The organism is Nonomuraea sp. NPDC003709, assembly GCF_040610775.1.
GTDB lineage: Bacteria > Actinomycetota > Actinomycetes > Streptosporangiales > Streptosporangiaceae > Nonomuraea > Nonomuraea angiospora_A.
Genome location: NZ_JBEXMW010000020.1, coordinates 119977 through 137176 on the forward strand (window position 1 = coordinate 119977; position 17200 = coordinate 137176).

16 protein-coding genes are annotated in these 17200 nt (G+C 71.2%); 9 read left to right on the plus strand and 7 right to left on the minus strand.

Going from position 1 to position 17200, the window contains the following annotated elements; translation table 11 throughout:
* Positions 1 to 21: 21 nt before the first annotated feature.
* Genes ABZX61_RS45660 through ABZX61_RS45670 form a run of 3 tightly spaced genes read right to left on the minus strand, consistent with a single transcriptional unit; the run spans position 22 to position 2751 of the window.
* The gene (locus tag ABZX61_RS45660; RefSeq protein WP_355204260.1) at positions 22 to 1503 is read right to left on the minus strand and encodes a hypothetical protein; all 1482 of its coding nucleotides are present in this window, start codon (positions 1501 to 1503) and stop codon (positions 22 to 24) included.
* Positions 1504 to 1510: 7 nt separating this feature from the next.
* Positions 1511 to 2155: a hypothetical protein gene (locus ABZX61_RS45665; RefSeq protein WP_350733201.1), complete on the minus strand. Its 645-nt coding sequence runs from the start codon at positions 2153 to 2155 to the stop codon at positions 1511 to 1513.
* Positions 2152 to 2751, minus strand: a complete 600-nt coding sequence (locus tag ABZX61_RS45670; protein ID WP_355204263.1) for a hypothetical protein — start codon at positions 2749 to 2751, stop codon at positions 2152 to 2154. The genes ABZX61_RS45665 and ABZX61_RS45670 overlap by 4 nt, the downstream gene beginning before the upstream one ends.
* A gap of 239 nt (positions 2752 to 2990) precedes the next feature.
* Between ABZX61_RS45670 and ABZX61_RS45675 the strand changes: the two genes are divergently transcribed.
* Together ABZX61_RS45675 and ABZX61_RS45680 are read left to right on the plus strand one after the other, a co-directional pair.
* Positions 2991 to 4934 carry a hypothetical protein gene (locus ABZX61_RS45675; RefSeq protein ID WP_355204266.1) on the plus strand — a complete coding sequence of 648 codons (1944 nt, stop codon included), beginning with the start codon at positions 2991 to 2993 and terminating at the stop codon, positions 4932 to 4934.
* 167 nt (positions 4935 to 5101) lie between these two features.
* Positions 5102 to 7978 carry an ATP-binding protein gene (locus ABZX61_RS45680; RefSeq protein WP_355204270.1) on the plus strand — a complete coding sequence of 959 codons (2877 nt, stop codon included), beginning with the start codon at positions 5102 to 5104 and terminating at the stop codon, positions 7976 to 7978.
* Positions 7979 to 8076: 98 nt separating this feature from the next.
* On the opposite strand, the gene ABZX61_RS45685 is transcribed toward ABZX61_RS45680, so the two are convergent.
* Complete coding sequence (locus ABZX61_RS45685; protein ID WP_355204273.1) at positions 8077 to 8511, minus strand: YjdF family protein; 435 nt, start codon at positions 8509 to 8511, stop codon at positions 8077 to 8079.
* A gap of 159 nt (positions 8512 to 8670) precedes the next feature.
* On the opposite strand from ABZX61_RS45685, the gene ABZX61_RS45690 reads away from it, so the two are divergent.
* Positions 8671 to 9900: a MurT ligase domain-containing protein gene (locus ABZX61_RS45690; protein WP_355204276.1), complete on the plus strand. Its 1230-nt coding sequence runs from the start codon at positions 8671 to 8673 to the stop codon at positions 9898 to 9900.
* Positions 9890 to 10603 carry a glutamine amidotransferase gene (locus ABZX61_RS45695; protein ID WP_350733211.1) on the plus strand — a complete coding sequence of 238 codons (714 nt, stop codon included), beginning with the start codon at positions 9890 to 9892 and terminating at the stop codon, positions 10601 to 10603. The genes ABZX61_RS45690 and ABZX61_RS45695 overlap by 11 nt, the downstream gene beginning before the upstream one ends.
* Here ABZX61_RS45695 and ABZX61_RS45700 read toward each other — a convergent pair.
* A complete protein-coding gene (locus tag ABZX61_RS45700) occupies positions 10555 to 11742 on the minus strand; it encodes an FAD-dependent oxidoreductase (protein ID WP_355204278.1) in 1188 nt (395 codons plus the stop codon). The genes ABZX61_RS45695 and ABZX61_RS45700 overlap by 49 nt on opposite strands.
* A 70-nt stretch (positions 11743 to 11812) precedes the next feature.
* Positions 11813 to 12679 carry an RNA polymerase sigma factor SigJ gene (gene sigJ / locus ABZX61_RS45705; RefSeq protein ID WP_355204281.1) on the minus strand — a complete coding sequence of 289 codons (867 nt, stop codon included), beginning with the start codon at positions 12677 to 12679 and terminating at the stop codon, positions 11813 to 11815.
* Positions 12680 to 13173: 494 nt separating this feature from the next.
* On the opposite strand from sigJ, the gene ABZX61_RS45710 reads away from it, so the two are divergent.
* Together ABZX61_RS45710 and ABZX61_RS45715 are read left to right on the plus strand one after the other, a co-directional pair.
* The gene (locus ABZX61_RS45710) at positions 13174 to 13974 is read left to right on the plus strand and encodes a metalloregulator ArsR/SmtB family transcription factor (RefSeq protein WP_355204284.1); all 801 of its coding nucleotides are present in this window, start codon (positions 13174 to 13176) and stop codon (positions 13972 to 13974) included.
* A 29-nt stretch (positions 13975 to 14003) separates the two neighbouring features.
* Complete coding sequence (locus ABZX61_RS45715; protein ID WP_355204287.1) at positions 14004 to 14480, plus strand: SRPBCC family protein; 477 nt, start codon at positions 14004 to 14006, stop codon at positions 14478 to 14480.
* 452 nt (positions 14481 to 14932) lie between these two features.
* Here the strand turns inward: ABZX61_RS45715 and ABZX61_RS45720 are convergent, their stop codons facing one another.
* Entirely contained in the window at positions 14933 to 15295 is a 363-nt protein-coding gene (locus tag ABZX61_RS45720) for a DsrE family protein (RefSeq protein ID WP_350733216.1), read from the minus strand.
* Positions 15296 to 15663: 368 nt separating this feature from the next.
* Between ABZX61_RS45720 and cyaB the strand changes: the two genes are divergently transcribed.
* Genes cyaB through ABZX61_RS45735 form a run of 3 tightly spaced genes read left to right on the plus strand, consistent with a single transcriptional unit; the run spans position 15664 to position 17020 of the window.
* Complete coding sequence (gene cyaB, locus ABZX61_RS45725) at positions 15664 to 16242, plus strand: class IV adenylate cyclase (RefSeq protein WP_355204289.1); 579 nt, start codon at positions 15664 to 15666, stop codon at positions 16240 to 16242.
* The gene (locus tag ABZX61_RS45730) at positions 16229 to 16717 is read left to right on the plus strand and encodes an FABP family protein (RefSeq protein ID WP_350733220.1); all 489 of its coding nucleotides are present in this window, start codon (positions 16229 to 16231) and stop codon (positions 16715 to 16717) included. Before cyaB ends, ABZX61_RS45730 begins: the two co-directional genes overlap by 14 nt.
* Before the next feature lie 6 nt (positions 16718 to 16723).
* Positions 16724 to 17020, plus strand: coding sequence for a DUF2470 domain-containing protein (locus tag ABZX61_RS45735; protein ID WP_355204292.1), 297 nt, complete (start codon positions 16724 to 16726; stop codon positions 17018 to 17020).
* Positions 17021 to 17200: the final 180 nt, after the last annotated feature.

The following is a 17200-nucleotide window of genomic DNA, read 5'->3' on the forward strand; positions in this document are numbered from 1 at the left end:
GGTTCCGGGACGTCCGAGCAGTCAGCGCCGCCTGAACCGCAGGACGTCCACGTCCTCCTCCAGCTTGGCCACGGTGTCCCGCTTGAAGAGGTCCGCCGTGGGCGTGTCCGAGCGGTAGTTGGCCGGCCTGAAGGACAGCTCGACCTCGTCCGCCACCGCCGTCGGCACCACCGCCGCCGCCAGGATCTTGTACTCCTTGCCGACCTCCAGCCGGTCCGTCGGCCGGTCGGTCTCCGGGACGACGTTCACGACCCAGCTGCGGCCGGCCCGGTCCTCCAGCTTGGCATCCGCGAACAGGCCGGTCTTGGTGGCGCTGCCCGCGTCGAGGATCTTCTTGGTGATGTCCACCCTCAGCGCGGCCACCTCGGGGCCGTACGGGAGGTTGTCGGGCATCTCGATGCGGGTGACCGTGGCCCGCCACTCGATGTTCTTCACCTTGGCCGCCTGGCCGGCGGGGACGACGGTCTCCTTGGTCTCCTTCGTGGTGGTCTTCTCGTAGAAGAGGTAGCCGTCGTACGACCGGGCGCCCACGGTGACCAGCGACACGATGACGGCGGCCACGGCGATCAGCACCGTGCGCTTCTTGCGGCCTCCCGGGGCGGCGGCGGCCCGCCGCGACCCGGGAGGGGCCTCCTGCGGGGCCTCGGGCGACGGCTCGGGCCCGGACGCCTGGTGGGCCGCGGGTTCCGGATCGGGGCTCTGCCGGCGCGGGAGGGGCGTGCCGGGGCCCTGCTGCGGCGACACGGGCATGGCGGCCGGGACGGCCGGCAGAGGCTGTGTGGAGCCGCCTACGGGCTCTCGGGGGGCCGGGGGCCACACCTGCTGGTCGGGCTGGGCGGCGTGCCGGGCGCGGGGCTGCTGCGGGGTGGGGCGAGGCGGCAGCCCCGGCCTGCGCGCCGGGCCCTGCGCGTGTGCGGGACCTTGCGCGTGTGCGGGTCCCTGGCCGTGCGCCGGGCCTCGGGCGTGTGCCGGGCCTTCCCCATGGGCGGGGCTCTGACCGTGCGCCGGGCCCTGGCCGTGCGAGGGGCCTTGGGTGTAGGCGGGGCCTTGGGCGTCCGCCGGAGGCCGGGCGTGCGAGGGGCCTTGGGCGTGTGCGGGGCCTTGGGGGTGCGTGGGGCCCTGTGGCGCGCTGGGCCACTCCAGCGCCTCCTGCGGCGGGTTGGGCCGGCCCATCGCCTCCCGAGGCGCTTCAGGCCAGCCCATCGCCTCCTGCGGCCCGTTCGGCGCGCCGTAGCCCGGAGGCGGCGTTCCACGGCCGCCACGGCCGGGCAGGTCGCCCGCGGACGGCACCCGGGGGACCGGCGCCGTCTCCTCGCCGAGCAGGTCCTGATCGAGGCGCGGGTCGTGCCCGGACTGCTGTCCCTGGCCGGGCGGCGGTGCGCCGCGGCCGGAGTGGTTGCCGAGGCCCGGCGGCGGCTCGTGGCTGGGTGGGGGCGGGGCCGGATCGTCCTCGCGCCGCGGGTCTTTCCTGGGCGAGAACCAGTCGCGCTCGTTCGTGCTCATCCTGAGATCACTTCTTGTCGGTCGAGTAGACGTCCTGAGGCGAGGCCGCGAGCTTGCGCGCGCCCTCGTCGTCCAGGCCGAGATCCACCTCGACCTCCGGCTGGTACGGCTCCACCACGAACCCCTTGTTCAGCCCGAACACGACATGCGCCCCCGCCAGCTCGGACGACGGCACCTCGAAGAAGAAGCGCCCGCTCTTCCAGATGTCCGGCTGCACCCATGACATGGCCATCGTGAGGTCGTTGTTGACCCGGTCGGTGGCGTCGAACCTCTTCCCGTCGGCGGTCAGCAGCTCCGGCTGCTCCAGGTGATAGGGCTTGAGGCTGGACTTGGCCGTGACGTTGACGACGAGGAAGAGGTTGTCGGTCCCGATCGTCTTGCTGCCGCTCTGGATCGACCTCGCGGCCGTGAACGAGTCGAGCCGCAGGGAGAACCGCCGGGCGTCCACCACCTCGCCCTTGGCGCCCGTGTACGTGATCGGGTCGGTGATCTCACCCTCGGCCATGTGCAGGGTCTGCAGCCAGGCGGCGCCGCCCAGGAGCACCAGCCCGACGACGCCGCTGAGCAGCCGGGTGCCGATCCCCGGTCCCCGGCCCGCTCTCCTGCCGCGGCGACCGGGCGCGACAGTTGATCTTTGCTGCGTGGCGGTCACGTTGCGTCACCCTTCTTGACCGCAAGAGTCACCCGCGCCTTGATCTCGGGATAGAACTTCATGGTGTCGAGGTCCTCGTTGGAGACCATCTGCCAGCGCGGGACGTTGCTGTTGAAGCCGGGCTCGTACTCGAACGACGCGACGTCCATCGTGATCTTCTCCGGCGGCTGCTCGTTGTCCTTGAGCCGGTAGCGGAGGATGACCTGGTTGGTCACCCCCGGGTGGAGCTGGCCGGTCTCGCCCCCCTTGGCCTGGGCGAACGTGAACGGCCCCGCGTCCTTGGGGAAGGCGGGGGTGATCTTCACCAGGGAGCCGGCGAAGGAGTCGCTCGTGAAGGCCTGTTCCAGCTTCGCCGGGGGCAGGCCGACCTGGTAGGTCTTGTCGCCCTTGTTGGTGACCTCGAAGACCAGCTCCACGAACCGCTTGTCCTCGTCCCACTGTGACTCGGCCTTCTGCACCGTCACGCGCGACTCGACGAACTTGGTGGCGTACAGGCCCTGATCGAGCACCGCGCCCGCGCCCAGCGCCTCGGGCTCCTCAACGGCCTCGCTCAGTCCGCCCAGGAGGGCGGTGATGCCGATGGCGGTGAAAGCCACCAGTGCAAGGGCGGGCACCACTACCGGGCGTCTGGGCTTGTCACTGCTTGCGCCGGAGGGTTCCGTCATGGGTAAGGATGGTAGTAGGTCTCGCTTGTCCCATCTGCCGCAATACTCCCATCGGACTGGGAGAATTGCCGAGAAACCCTGCCGCTACGGGCCTCGAAGCTCATACGCTGTCACGGAGCGGAAAGGGTTGGCCCTTACTCCTAACGACATATCGGCGGCCGGAGGGTCACGTGACGGACGTGCATCCCGAGCATGCCCAGCTCCAGGCGGACCGCATCTACCTGGGCTGGCAGTACATCCTGCTGCACTCCGACCCTGGCCCGCCGCCCAAGCGCCCCTCTCCGCTCGAGGAGCCCGCCGACCCGCCCGGCCCCGTCGACCCGGACCTGCTGCGCCGCGAGCGGCTCCAGGAGGACATGCTCAACAAGCCCGTGCGGCTCGTCCGGACGTTCATGCTGGTGCTGGCCGTGCTCATCCTGGCCGCCGGGATCGCGGGCTACCTCGCGTGGCCGTTCGCGATCGCCGGGCTCACCGCCGCCGGAGGCGTGGCGGGCATCTGCAGTTACGCGCTGTTGCAGGGCGACCGGGCGGTGAAGTACCGCGTGCTGGAGCAGCAGGCCAGGAACGAGCGCCGGCGCGAGGAACGTGACAAGGAGCTGTTCCGCGCCCAGGAGGAGCACGCCCAGCGCTACCGCGAGTGGCAGGACTCCAAGGAACGCCACGACAGGCAGCTCTCGTGGTACGCGGTCGCCGTGCCGGACGAGATCGACCGCATCGACGTGGCGGGTGGCACGCTCCCCGGCTGGTCGGCGCTGATCACGCTGCTCGGCGCCACGCGGCTCTACAGCGGCGGCCACCTGACCGTGCTCGACCTGTCCGAGGGCGCGATCGCGAAGGACCTGATCGAGCTGGCCCGCAAGGGCGGCGACGACCCGCTGGTCTGGGTGCTGCCGGTCGATCTGCCCAAGCTCGACCTGGGGGCCACGCTCAAGCCGGAGGCGTTCGCGGACGTGCTGGCGCACGTGGTGAGCGTGAGCGAGGAGCACCGCACCACGCGCGACCTCAGCTTCGACAACGCGATCCTGGAGCGGGTGCTCGAGGTGCTCGGCGAGAACGCCACGATCAGCCAGGTCACGGCCGCGCTGCGGGCGCTCGCGCAGGTGGGCGACCCGCGCGACGACCTGAGGTTCGGGCTGATCACGGCCACCCAGCTGGAGCGCATCGGCACGCTGTTCGGGCGCGGGGTGAGCGAGCGGGTGGTGATCGAGCGGGCCTGGGCGCTGGAGTCGCAGCTGCGCAAGCTGGAGACGCTCGGCTCGGAGGCCGTACGGCTGCCGCCGGCGCGGCTGCGGGTGGTGAGCATGGACCGGCAGGCGGGCGCCTTCGGCAACCGGGTGCTCGGCACGTACGTGGCCACCGCGCTCACCCACATCCTGCGCCAGTCCCCGGCCTCGGACCGGCCCTGGTACCACACGATCATCGTGGCGGGCGCGGACAAGCTCAGGGGCGACGTGCTCGACCGGCTGATGGACGCCTGCGAGACCTCCCGTACCGGACTGGTCCTGACTTATCGGTCTTTGACCCCCACCGTGCGGGAGCGGCTCGGCAGGGGGCACGCTGCGGTGGCGTTCATGCGGCTGGGCAACGCCGAGGACGCGCGCGTCGCCAGCGAGCACGTCGGCACCGAGCACCGGCTGGAGCTGGCCCAGCTCACCGAGACGATCAGCGACTCGCTGCCCGGCCTCGACGGCGGTTACACCTCCACGATCTCCCAGATGGACGACGACGGCACGGAGGACCGCGACGAGAACCTCGCGGATCTGGCCGGCGACATCACCGAGTCCACCGAGTGGGGCAGGACCGCCGACAAGATCTCCGAGAAGGAGCGGGTGCTGCAGCGCTCGCGCGAGTTCCTCGTCGAGCCGCACCAGCTCCAGCAGCTCCCCACGACCTCCGTGATCGTCACCGACGCCACGGCCCAGGGCAGGCGCGTACGCCTCGCCGACGCGAACCCCGCCATCCTGACCTTCCCCAAGACCACGCTCGGCGAGCTGGAGGACGTACGCGAGGCCGTGCTCGCGCTCGACCCCCAGGAACAGGGCACCGACGGGGAACCCCCACCGAACCTCGGGCCACCACCGCCACGCCTGGACTGGCGCAAGGGCAGGCAATGACATGGTCAATGTCAACGTGACGAGCTGACGGTTGGCGGAATTTAACAAAGAACCGTCTGTGGGGGAATGAAATGCAGCCGAGTGTGTCGCTGAATGGGCCCTGGTATCGAATCCAGTCGATCGCAGCGCCTTCGCGAAGCTCGTCGGCGGAGTGGGATTTCGTCACCGTGCTGCCCGCGGTGCTGTCGGCGGCGCAACGCGACCGGCCGTTCGTCATCGGGTGGCTGTCGCGGGGATCCGGCGCGCCGCTCGAGCTCATCACCAACGCCGGGCCGTTGTCGCCGCCGCGCCAGCCGCGCAGGTCCACCGACGCGCCCGGCCGCCCGAGCGGGCCGCAGCCGCTGCTGTTCCCGGGCGGGGCGCGCGGGGTCCAGCTCGACGAGGAGTATCTCGCCGACCTGGCGGACCTGGTGTGGGCGCCGTGCCCGGGCCGCCAGGCGCCGCCGCTGGGGAACAAGGGTCGCGAGTTCGACCCGGACGAGCTCAGGCGGCCGACGTTGTTCGAGTCGACGCTGGTGACGCTCATGTCGCGGCCCTTCGCCTGGCTGGTGGTGGCCGAGCCGACCGACCTGCTCGACGCCGAGGTGGCGCACCTGCGTACCCAGCTCAACGTGCTCAGGCAGTACGGGGACGCCTCCGAGCGCTCCCGCTTCGACGCCGAGCGGGCCGAGCGGCGCATGCAGGAGCTGGACGCCTTCAGGGAGGCCGGGCTCTGGAACGTTCGCGTGCTGGCCGGGGGCGCCACCGCCGAGGAGCTGCGGCAGATCGCTCCCGTGCTGGTCGGGTCGGTCGAGATGAGCCATCACCCGTACCGGCTGCGCAGCTCGCACGGCGCCGCCTACGGCCTGTCGGAGGCCCTCGCCATCACCATGCAGGACCCGACGGACGGCGCCGCCGCCCCGTTCGCCGCCACCGCCGGGGCGCTCGCGGCGCTGGCCGGGCTGCCCAGGCGGGAGGTCCCGGGGGTGCGCGTGCTCGAGTCGGGCTTCTTCGACGTGACGTCCGAGGCCGACGGCGGCGAGCTGGAGCTGGGCGAGATCCTCGACGGGCAGGACAGGGGGGTCGGGACGTTCCGGGTGCCGCTGGCCACGCTCAACCGGCACGCGTTCGTCACCGGGGCTACCGGCTCGGGCAAGTCGCAGACGGTGCGCCACCTGCTGGAGCAGCTCAGCCGGGCCCGCATCCCGTGGCTGGCCATCGAGCCCGCCAAGTCCGAGTACGCCGCCATGGCCGGGCGCCTCGACGACCCGGTCACCGTCATCAACCCGTCGGCGCCGGACGGCGTGCCGTTCAGCATCAACCCGCTCGAACCCGAGCCCGGCTACCCCGTCCAGGCCCACATCGACATGGTCAGGGCGCTGTTCATGGCGGCGTTCGACGCCGAGGAGCCGTTCCCGCAGATCATGTCGCTGGCGCTGCAGCGCGTCTACGAGGCCACCGGCTGGGACGTCGTCACCGGCGGCGCCGTGCCGGGCTCGAACGTCCCGCCCAGCATCCCCACCCTCGAACAGCTCCAGCAGCACGCCATGGACGTGATCAAGGAGATCGGTTACGGCCGCGAGGTCCAGGCCGACGTGGAGGGCTTCATCTCGCTCCGGCTCCGGTCCCTGCGGGTCGGCTCGGCGGGTCGCTTCTTCGAGGGCGGCCACCCCGCCGACATCGGCGGCCTGCTGGAGCGGGACGTCGTGCTGGCGATCGAGGACGTGGCCAACGACGAGGACAAGGCGTTCCTCATGGGCACGCTGATCATCCGGATCGTCGAGCACCTGCGGATGCGGGCCCGCCGGGAGAAGTCCCACGAGCTGCGCCACGTCATCGTGATCGAGGAGGCGCACCGGCTGCTGCGCGACCGCGGCCACGGCCGGGCCTCCACGCACGCGGTGGAGCTGCTGGCCGGGCTGCTGGCGGAGATCCGCGCGTACGGCGAGGGCATCGTGGTGGCGGAGCAGATCCCGACCAAGCTCGTCTCCGACGTCGTCAAGAACACCGCGCTGAAGGTCGTGCACCGGCTCCCGGCGGAGGACGACAGGAAGCTCGTCGGCGCCGCCATGAACCTCAGCGACGAGCAGTCCCGCCACGTGGTCTCCCTGCAGCCGGGCTCGGCAGCGGTCTTCGCCGACGGGATGGACCGGCCGCTGCGGGTCCGCGTACCGCTGGGGGAGTCCCGCGAGAAGGTGCTGCCCGGCCCGCCGCCGCCCATCCGCGGCCGCCGGTCCGCGGCGTGCGGCGCGTCCTGCCGCACCGGGCAGGCGTGCACGCTGGTGGAGCTGCGCGAGGCCGACGTGCTCGCCGACGCCCCCGAGTGGGCCTGGCTGCGCATCTGGTGCGACACGGTCGTGCTCGCCTTCGTCAGCAACCGGCCGCTGCCCGGCGTTCCGCGAGCCCTGGGCGCCGCCTGGGGCGAACTGCCGGCGCGGCGCGGCGAGTGCCTGCTGGCGACCCTGATCGAACGCTCGGTGCAGCGGCGCGCCTGGTCGCTGCGCAGCTGGTTCGACCCCGCCCTGCTCACCGAGAAGGCCGCCGAGACCGCCACGCGGCTGCTCGCCGGGCTCGACGGCGGCGGGGACCGGCCGGGCGCCTCGTGGGTGATCCCGCAGGTCCGGTGGCTGCACGAGGTGGACAGGCTCTTCCCGCACGGCCACGCGGCCCCCAACCTGCGCAGCCCGGCGCCGCCCATGGAGTACGCCCTCTTCCGCCAGCCCTCGAACGGCAACGGCGCCAACCCCGACCTCGTGCACACCGAGCTGCTCGGGCACCGTGCCAAGGCGCTGCGGCACCACCCGCTGTCGATGGAGGTGGACCGGAACCGGGCGCTGGCCTGGCGGGTCATCCTGGGGGACGACGAGAACGAGGGGGTGCAGCGGGACATCACGACGGTGGCGATCGGGATCGAGTCGTCGGCGCGGCTGCGGCACGTGGGGCAGACGATGGGGGCGGGGTGGCTGGAGGGCGTGCTGTCGTGGCCGCGCCGCTTCGTCCTGCCGTTCGACCACGGTGGCGCCCCGGAGATCGCCTTCGCCGACGCCGCCCCCTCACCGTCCTGACCTCAGGGGCTCAGCGGTCACGGCGGCGGGTCTCAGCGATGACGGTGGAGAGTCTCAGCGGTCGCGGCGGCGGGTCTCAGCGATGACGGTGGCGGGGCTCAGCGGTCGCGGCGGCGTTCGAGGCGCTTGCGGCGGGCCACCTCCCGCCGGTGCTCAGCCGCCTCCCGCCGCCGGGCCCGCCGGTCGTCAGCGGCCTCCGCCTTCCGGCTCTCCAGCTCCAGCCGCAGCGCCTCCTGCGAGGCCGTGCTCCGGCGGGACACCCCGGCCGCCGCCCGGGCCGCCAGTTTCGCGGCCCGCTTGGGGTTGACCCGCCTGGTCTCCCGCCCCTCCGAGGGGACGGGAGGCGCGGCGGCCGCCCGTTCGAGCAGCGCGACGCCGTGCCGCCGCAGGAACTCGTACAGCTCCGGATCGGTGGGCTCGGACCCGAGCGTGAAACGGGTCGCCCGGACCGTGCCGTCCTCGACGATCTCGAGTACGCCGACCCAGAACGGCCCGTCCAGATAGACCGACATCGTCACCACGTCGCCCTCCATGCGCGTATGCCGAAATGACGGCCTGTCGAGGCCGCTTCCGGCACACCGGACATCCCATGGAAGGGCGGATACGGTGAAGCTTCGCCCGGGCTACCGACCGGGCCGCGTTTTCGTGTGCATCTCCAGACTATCGGCCAATGCCGACTAGGATCCTTGGGCATGACCCAGCTTCCTCTGCGGGCCCAGCTCGCCAGCGCCCTGGGCCGCAGTGCCGCGACGCTGTCCAAGATGACCGGGCGCGGGGACGGGTCGGTGATCGGCGGGCGAGTGGGCCTGCTGCTTGAGCCCGACCTCCTGCGCAAGCTGGCCCGCGACCGCAAGCTGGCCCTGGTCAGCGCCACCAACGGCAAGACCACCACCACGCGGCTGATCGCCTCGGCGCTCCTCGAGCTCGGCGACGTCGCCACCAACGCGCTGGGCGCCAACATGCCCGCCGGCCACGTCTCGGCGCTCTCCCAGAACAAGGCCGCCCCGTACGGGGTGCTCGAAGTGGACGAGAAATATCTGCCGGAGGTCCTCGACACCACCGGCGCGGGCGTCGTGTGCCTGATGAACCTCAGCCGCGACCAGATGGACCGCGCCGCCGAGATCTGGCTGCTCGCGCAGAAGTGGCGCAGGGCGCTGTCCGGCAAGCCCACCCACGTCATCGCCAACTGCGACGACCCGCTCGTGACCTGGGGCGCCTCCACGGCGGCGAAGGTCACCTGGGTCTCCGGCGGCCAGCGGTGGAAGGAAGACTCCTGGTGCTGCCCCGAGTGCGGCGGCCCGCTGGACCGTAAGGACGCCGACTGGGCGTGCAAGGAGTGCACGTTCCACCGGCCGGAGCCGCAGTGGGCGATCGACGACGAGGTGGCCGTCGATCCGCGCGGGCAGCGGTGGCAGCTCGACATCCAGCTGCCCGGCCTGGCCAACCGGTCCAACGCGGTGATGGCGCTGGCGGTGGCCGAGGCGTTCGGGGTGCCGGTGGAGCGGGCGCTACCGCGGCTGCGCCAGGTCACCTCGGTGGCCGGCCGCTACACCACGGTCGAGCGCGACGGCCGCCACGCGCGGCTGCTGCTGGCGAAGAACCCGGCGGGGTGGCTGGAGGCGTTCGACGTGTCCGACCCGCAGCTGCCGATCATCCTCTCGGTCAACGCCAACGGTCCCGACGGGCGCGACACCTCCTGGCTGTGGGACGTCGACTACCGCATCCTGCGCGGGCGCCCCGTCTTCGTGACGGGCGAGCGCCGCCTCGACCTGGCGCTCCGGCTCGACGTGGCGGACGTGCCGTTCACGCTGTGCGGCTCGTTCACGGAGGCGCTGTCCATGCAGCCTCCCGGCAGGGTCGACGTCATCGCCAACTACACCGCCTTCCAGCAGATCCGAACGGAGTTCGGCCGTGCCGACTGACAGCGCCCTTCGCATCGTCTGGATCTATCCTGACCTGCTGAGCACGTACGGTGACCAGGGCAACGCGCTCGTCCTGGAGCAGCGCGCGAACCGCCGGGGGATCGCGACCGAGACGATCCACGTACGTTCGGCGGACCCGGTGCCGGATTCGGGCGACATCTACCTCATCGGCGGCGGCGAGGACCGCCCCCAGATCCTGGCCGCCGAACGCCTGCGCCGCGACGGCGGCCTCCACCGCGCCATCGCCCGCGGCGCCGCCATGCTGGCGGTGTGCGCCGGATACCAGATCATGGGCAGCACGTTCGGGGGCGAGGAGGGCCAGCCGGTGGACGGGATCGGGCTGCTGGACATCGCCAGCTCCCGCGGTCCCGCCCGAGCGGTCGGCGAGCTGGCCGCCGAGGTGGACGCCGCTCTCAACCTCCCCACCCTGACCGGCTTCGAGAACCACATGGGCATCACCCACCTGGGCCCCGGCGTCAAGCCCCTGTCCCGGACCCTCGTCGGGGTGGGCAACGGAGACGGCTTCGAGGGCTGCTACGCGGGCCACGTGGTGGGCACCTACCTCCACGGGCCCGCCCTGGCCCGCAACCCGGCCCTGGCCGACCTGCTGCTGTCGTGGCGGGTGGGCGACCTGGCACCCCTCGACAACTCCCGCTACGAGGCCCTGCGCCAGGAACGCCTGGCCGCCGTCCTGCCCGGCTGACCGGTCTCCTCGTCGGGAGGGAAGAAGGGCAACTCCAGGTAGACGTGGTCGGCGGCGGCGAGGATCTTCGCGGCGTCGTCGACCGGCGGGTGGATTGCCTGGTTGATCCGCGTCTTGATCTCCTTGCCCGCGGCGCCCGAGGCCAGCACCCGGCGGTCCCAGCCTCTGGTGAAGATCCCGCCGGCGCCGCCCAGGTCGAGGCAGGTGACGTACGGACCGGGGGTGAAGTCGCGCAGCGGCACGCCGAGCAGGTCGGCCGCCGCGTTGTACCCGGCGACCTTGCCGAGCGGAGTGGCGTGCTGGCAGGCCTGCATGACCGTGTGCTCGGCGTCGAACGCCGCGGCGGCCGTGTCCCCGGCGGCGAACACCTCGGGAAGGGCGCGCAGGTGCCCGTCCACCGGCACGCGGCCGAGGTGGTCGAGCTCGGCGGAGATCTGCCGGGTGAGCTCGGTGGCCCTCATCCCGGCCGCCCAGACCACCGCGTCCGCCTCGACCCTGGTGCCGTCGGACAGGACGGCGTACCCGTCGCCTACCTCCGTCACCGTCGTCCCGAGGCGGCGTTCGACGCCCAGCTTGTCCAGCGCCGCCTCGATCTCCTCGCGCGGGCCCGGGCCGAGCTGGTGCCCGACCACCTGTGAGCGGTCCACCAGCAGCACCCGGCCCCGGGCGGCCAGCTCGGTCGCGGCCTCCAGGCCCACGAACCCCGCGCCGACGACCACGGCGTGGTAGTTCTCGCGGTCGCGCAGGTGGTCGGCGAGCCGCCGGGCCCCGTCCAGGGTGTCGATGTCGAAGAGCCGTTCGGCGCCGGGCAGGCCCTCGGGCCGGACGAGCTTGCTGCCCGCCGCCAGCACCAGGCGGTCGTAGCCGATCTCCCGGCCGTCGGCCACCACCACGCGGCGGCCGGCGTCGATCGTGCTCACCGACGCCCGCAGGTGCTCGACGCCGATCGGCCCGAGGACTCTGCCGAGCTCTACCTTGGCCAGGTCCAGCTCCGGCTCGTACAGGCGTGGTCGTAGCACCAGGTGCTCGTTCGGCGAGATGAGCGTGATGCGCAGGTCCGCCGCTCCGCGCGCCAGTGCTGCTCCCGCCGCGCTCCACACGCCCGCGAAACCGCCTCCGATGATCACAACGTGCGCCACTGTCCCGTCCTCTCTCCGCCTGGCCCCCGGGGGATCGGGGGCCGGTCGGCAGGGAGACAAGACGGCGGGGTCAGATGTGACCGAGGCGGGCGAGCTTGTCCGGATTGACCAGCCGCCTGAACGTCGTGATCCGCCCGTCGGCGATCTCCACGGTGTCGAGCCAGACCAGCTCGCCGCCGTGGTAGGTCGCCAGGGCCGGTCGCCCGTTCACCTCGATGACCTGGAACGCGTCGGGCCGCCTCAGCTCGATCTGCCTGACCGCCAGCAGGGCGATCCGCTCGGCGCCCCGGACCGGCCTGCGCGCCGCGGTCACCTCGCCGCCGCCGTCGGCGACGTACACGGCCTCGGGGTGCAGCAGCTCGACGAGCCCGGCCAGGTCACCCGCGTCGGCGGCCGCCTTGAACGCCCTGAGCAGCCGTTCGGTCTCGGCCCTGGACGCCCGGGGCCGCTCCTGGACCGCGGCGACCCGCGCCCGCGCGCGGGAGGCGAGCTTGCGGCCGGCGGCGGGCGTGCTGTCGAGCACCTCGGCGATCCGCGCGAACGGGAAGTCGAAGACGTCGTGCAGCACCAGCGCGACGCGTTCGGCGGGGGTGAGCGTCTCCATGACCACCAGCATCGCGGTGCTCACCGACTCGTCCATGAGCACCTGGGCGGCGGCGTCGGGCCCGGTCAGCAGCGGTTCGGGCAGCCAGGGGCCGACGTAGGACTCGCGCCGGACGCGGGCCGATCGCAGCACGTTGTAGGACGTCCGGGCGGCCACGGTCACCAGCCAGGCCCGCAGATCCCGCACCTCGGACAGGTCGGCGGCGACAGCGCGCAACCAGACCTCCTGCGTCACGTCCTCGGCCTCGGCCACGGTGCCGAGGATCCGGTAGGCCGCCCCGAAGACCGCGGAGCGATGCGATTCCCACTCGGCCTCCGCCAACGCGCCGGTCATCTCCACCCTCCGCCTCCTCGATCGACTCCCGATCCTAGGCAAACCCGCTCTGCCCGCCCGAACGGCGGGGGTCAGGACAGGCCTCTGGGGCCAGGGTCCGAGCATTGGTTGGTGAGCTCATGACGGCCGGGCCGAAAGCCAGGGGCCGACCGGCGCGCAACGGGCGTTAGAGCTGTTGCCCACCACGACTCCCGCACCTTGCCGCCCTCGCCATCGGCCACCGACCCCGGCCACCGGGGTCGACGGCCGATGTCGGCGGGCCGGAGACCTCACCCAGGCCCCACCCGGGCCTCACCCGGGCCGCGGCCGGGCCGCGCGGCGGTCTTTTCGCGCTTTTCACACCTTCCGTGCTTTCGTGCTTTTCGCGCAGAACTCCACCGTCTCCAGCAACGCCACGATCAGCTCCGGTTGACATGCAGCCATCCAGCTGCCTACGGTCGAAACATGCGGCCAATCGACTGCATGTCCGGCCTGGATGGCGGTAGATGGGCTAAATGGACGAGGTGTTCAAGGCGCTGGCCGACCCCAGCCGCCGCAGGCTGCTCGACAGCCTCAATGCCCGCAACGGGCAAACCCTGCGCGAGCTGTGCGCAGGCCTGGACATGGCCAGGCAGTCGGTCAGCAAGCACCTGGCCGTGCTGGAGGAGGCCAACCTGGTGACCACGATGTGGCGCGGTCGGGAGAAGCTGCACTACCTCAACGCCGTGCCGATCAACGCCATCGCCGATCGCTGGATCAACCAGTACGACCGGCGGCGAGCCGGCGCGCTCGCCGACCTCAAGACGGCTTTGGAGAGCCCCATGACCAGCAACGACTTCGTTTACACGACATACATCAAGACCACCCCGGAGCGGCTCTGGCAGGCCCTGACCGAGCCCGCCTTCACCCTCAGCTATTGGGGCGTCGAGATCGAGTCCGACTGGAAGGTGGGCTCGACGATGGCCTGGAAGCTGGGCGGTGTCACGATCGAGGACCCCGAGCAGGTCGTACTCGAGTCCGACCCCCACCGCCGCCTGGCCTACTCCTGGCACACCTTCACACCGGAGTTCGCCAAAGCCGTCGGCCTGAGCGACGAGACACTGGCCCGGGTGACCGCGGAGCCCAGGTCCAAGGTGACCTTCGACATCGAACAGGCTGGGGAGACGGTCAAGCTGACCATCGTGCACAGCGGCTTCGAGCCCGGCAGCGGCGTACGCGAGTCGATCAGCCAGGGCTGGCCCGAACTGCTCTCCAACCTCAAGACCCTGCTGGAAACCGGCGAAACGCTGTCGCCCATCACCGAGACCGCCCGGTGAGAGTCGCAGGACGAGAAAGGAGCCTGACCATGGCCGTTGACACGCTCACACTCACCAAGCTCCCCGACGTACAGACCGCGATGCTCATCCGCAGGCCGCCCGCCGAGGTCTTCAGGGCGTTCGCGGACCCGGAGGTCACGACCAGGTTCTGGTTCACCAAGAGCACCGGCAGGATGACAACGGGCGCGCGGCTCCAGTGGACGTGGGAGATGTACGGGGTCTCCACGAATGTGCTGGTCAAGGAGGTGGAGGAGGGGAGCAGGATCCTCTTCCAATGGAACGACGACCATCCGCTGACCGTCGAGTTCCGCTTCACCCCGTACGGACAGGACGCCACCTTCGTCGAGGTGACGGAGAGCGGGCTCGCAGGGTCCGGCGACGAGATCGTCGCCCACGTGGCGGATTCGACGGGCGGCTTCACGATCGTCCTGTGCGCGGCGAAGGCACTGCTGGAGCAGAACATCGAACTAAACGCCGTACGCGACCGCCACCCCAACGGCCTATAACCCCGCCCTTCCCCACCACCGCCACACGGCCACAACGGCACACGGCCACAACGGCACACGGCCACGCGGCTACACAACGGCACACGGCCACACGCGGTCGCGAACCGCCACACGGCCATGCCCGGCCGCGCGCCACGCACGGTCGCGCCCCGCCACACGGCCATGCCCGGCCGCGCGCCACGCACGGTCGCGCCCCGCCGCACACCGGCACACGGCTACGCACGGTTGCGCGCCACGCACGACCGCACACGGCGGCGCGGGGTGCCACACGGCCACACGACCACACACGGCCACACGGGCGCGCACGGTCGCGCGCCACCACACGCGGTCGCGCGTGCCGAGGTCGGCGTATATCCCTGCACTCAGGGCAGGCGCTTGCTCTTCGCGCGGCGCGTCTTTGGGACGCCAGCGGATGAGCCTCAGGGGGATGTGCGGCCTACGATCTCGGAGGATCAGTAGACCAGCGCCTGGGCGCCTTCCCTGACCACTTCCTCGACGAACGCCGGCGCGCCCGCGATGCGGACCCCGTCGATGAGATCGTCCACCGTGATGTTCCTACGGGCCGCGCATTGAGTGCAGAGTGTCACGCGCCCTGCCGCCAGCACAGCGTCGAGGAGGTCGGCGAGCGGCGCGGCGTGCGGCAGGCTGAACTCCTTGGCCCTGCCCGGCAGCGCGAACCACGAGGCCTCGCCGGTCAGCCACAGGGAAACGGGCACACCACTCGCGAGCGCGGCGGCCGCGACATTGAACGCCTGGTTGCACCGCTCAGGGGCATCCGCCCCGGCGGTCACCTTGATCACCAGTGATCGTTCCATACCCGTCACCCTAACGCCCCCCGACTCCCGGCGAAGGACTCCAACCGAATACACAAGCCCGCGCGGGAAAGACCCCACCTTGACCGAAGAAACGCCGCGAAGAACACCGCCCAACAGGCTCCCCCAAGGGACGCCGAAGGACGCCGCCCGACGGGCTTCCGCAAGGGACGCCGAAGGACGCCGCCCCACGGGATCCCGCAGGAGGCGCCGAAAGGCGCCGCCCCACGGGCTGCTACGAGGGATGCCGGAGGACACCGCACGACAGGCTCCCGCAAGGGATGCCAGAGGGCACCGCCTGACAGGCTCTCGCAGGGGGCGCCGGAGGACACCGCCCCATGGGCTGCTACGAGGGAGGCTGAAGGAGGAGCATGTGGATTGAGGCCGAGTTGAAGGCCGTAGTGCGGGATCCCGTCGGCGTACGGGCCGCGTTGCGGGAGCGTGCGCCGGAGACGGCCAGTGTCTACCGCGATGTTTACTACGACACCCCCGATCTCCGGTACTCCCGCGACGGGAGGGAGATCCGGGTGAGGGTGGTGGACGGCGGCGCGGTGAGCCTGCTCACGTTCAAGGATCCCAGCGTCGATCCGGTCAGCGGGTCCAAGCCTGAGTACGAGACCGGCGTCGAAGACCCGGTGGCGATGGAAGCTGTGCTGCGCAAACTTGGGTTGCAGGAAGTGATCCGGTACGAAAAGCGGTGCAGGAACTACCGGATTTCGAAGTCGGGGCTTTCTTTGCTGGCCACTCTCGTGACCATTCCCGAACTCGACGGTACGTTTCTCGAAATCGAGGCAGTGGTCGAGCCCGACGCGGTGCCCGGCGCATTGCGGGTGATCAGGCAGGTGATGGCGGACGTCGGCATCGGCCGCGATGATCTCACCACCGAGCTGTACACCGAGGCTGTACGGCGAGTCAGGAGCACTACGCTTGGGGAGCATGGAAGAACCTGAGGTGCACCCCGCCCTAGAGCCCATCGCCTTCCTGCTCGGCCGGTGGGAAGGCGCCGGCGTGGGCGGCTACCCGACGATCGAGAGCTTCAACTTCGGGCAGGAGATCGAGTTCGGGCACAACGGGAAGCCGTTCCTGAGCTACGTGAGCCGCACCTGGCTGCTCGACCAGGACGGCAATCGGGTCAAGCCGCTGGCCACCGAATCGGGATACTGGCGCCCGCAGCCCGACAGGCAGATCGAGGTGGTGCTCGCCCACCCGACCGGGATCGTCGAGATCTACATCGGCGAGGTCGTCTTCCACAAGATCGAGCTGCGGACGGACGTCGTGGCCCGCACCGGCACCGCCAAGGAGTACACGGCGGGGCACCGGCTGTACGGGTTGGTCAACGGCAACCTGATGTGGGCGTACGAGATGGCGGCCGTGGGTCACCCGCTCACGGACCATATGTCGGCGGAGCTGAAGAAGGTAGCTTGAGCCGATATGAGCACGCCTTTCACCGCTGACGCCGTCGAGGCGATCAAGCGCCACATGAATGACGACCACGCCGGGGACTCGCTGATCATCGTGCGGGCGCTCGGCGGCCGGCCCGACGCCACCTCGGCGGTGACGAGTGACGTGGATGCCGAGGCGATCGAGTTCGTGGTCGATGGTGGGGAGCGGGTGCGGGTGCCCTGGGGGGAGACGCTCACCGAGCGGGCCCAGGTGCGTAAGGCCGTGGTGCAGCTCTATCGGGACGCGTGCGACAAGCTCGGCATCGCGGCGCGGGGTGAGCACTGAACGAGGGCTCGGGGGCTCTTGGTCCCGCGCCTGTCCCCCTCGTCCCTCGAGCCTGTCCCCTTTGTCTCTCGAGTTTCTCCCCCTCGCCTCCGAGCCCGCGCTTTATGGCGTAGCGATCATGGTGGCGGCATATCGGTGGCTGGGCCAGTAACCCCGGTGGTGCTCTGCGGCGGTCGAGGT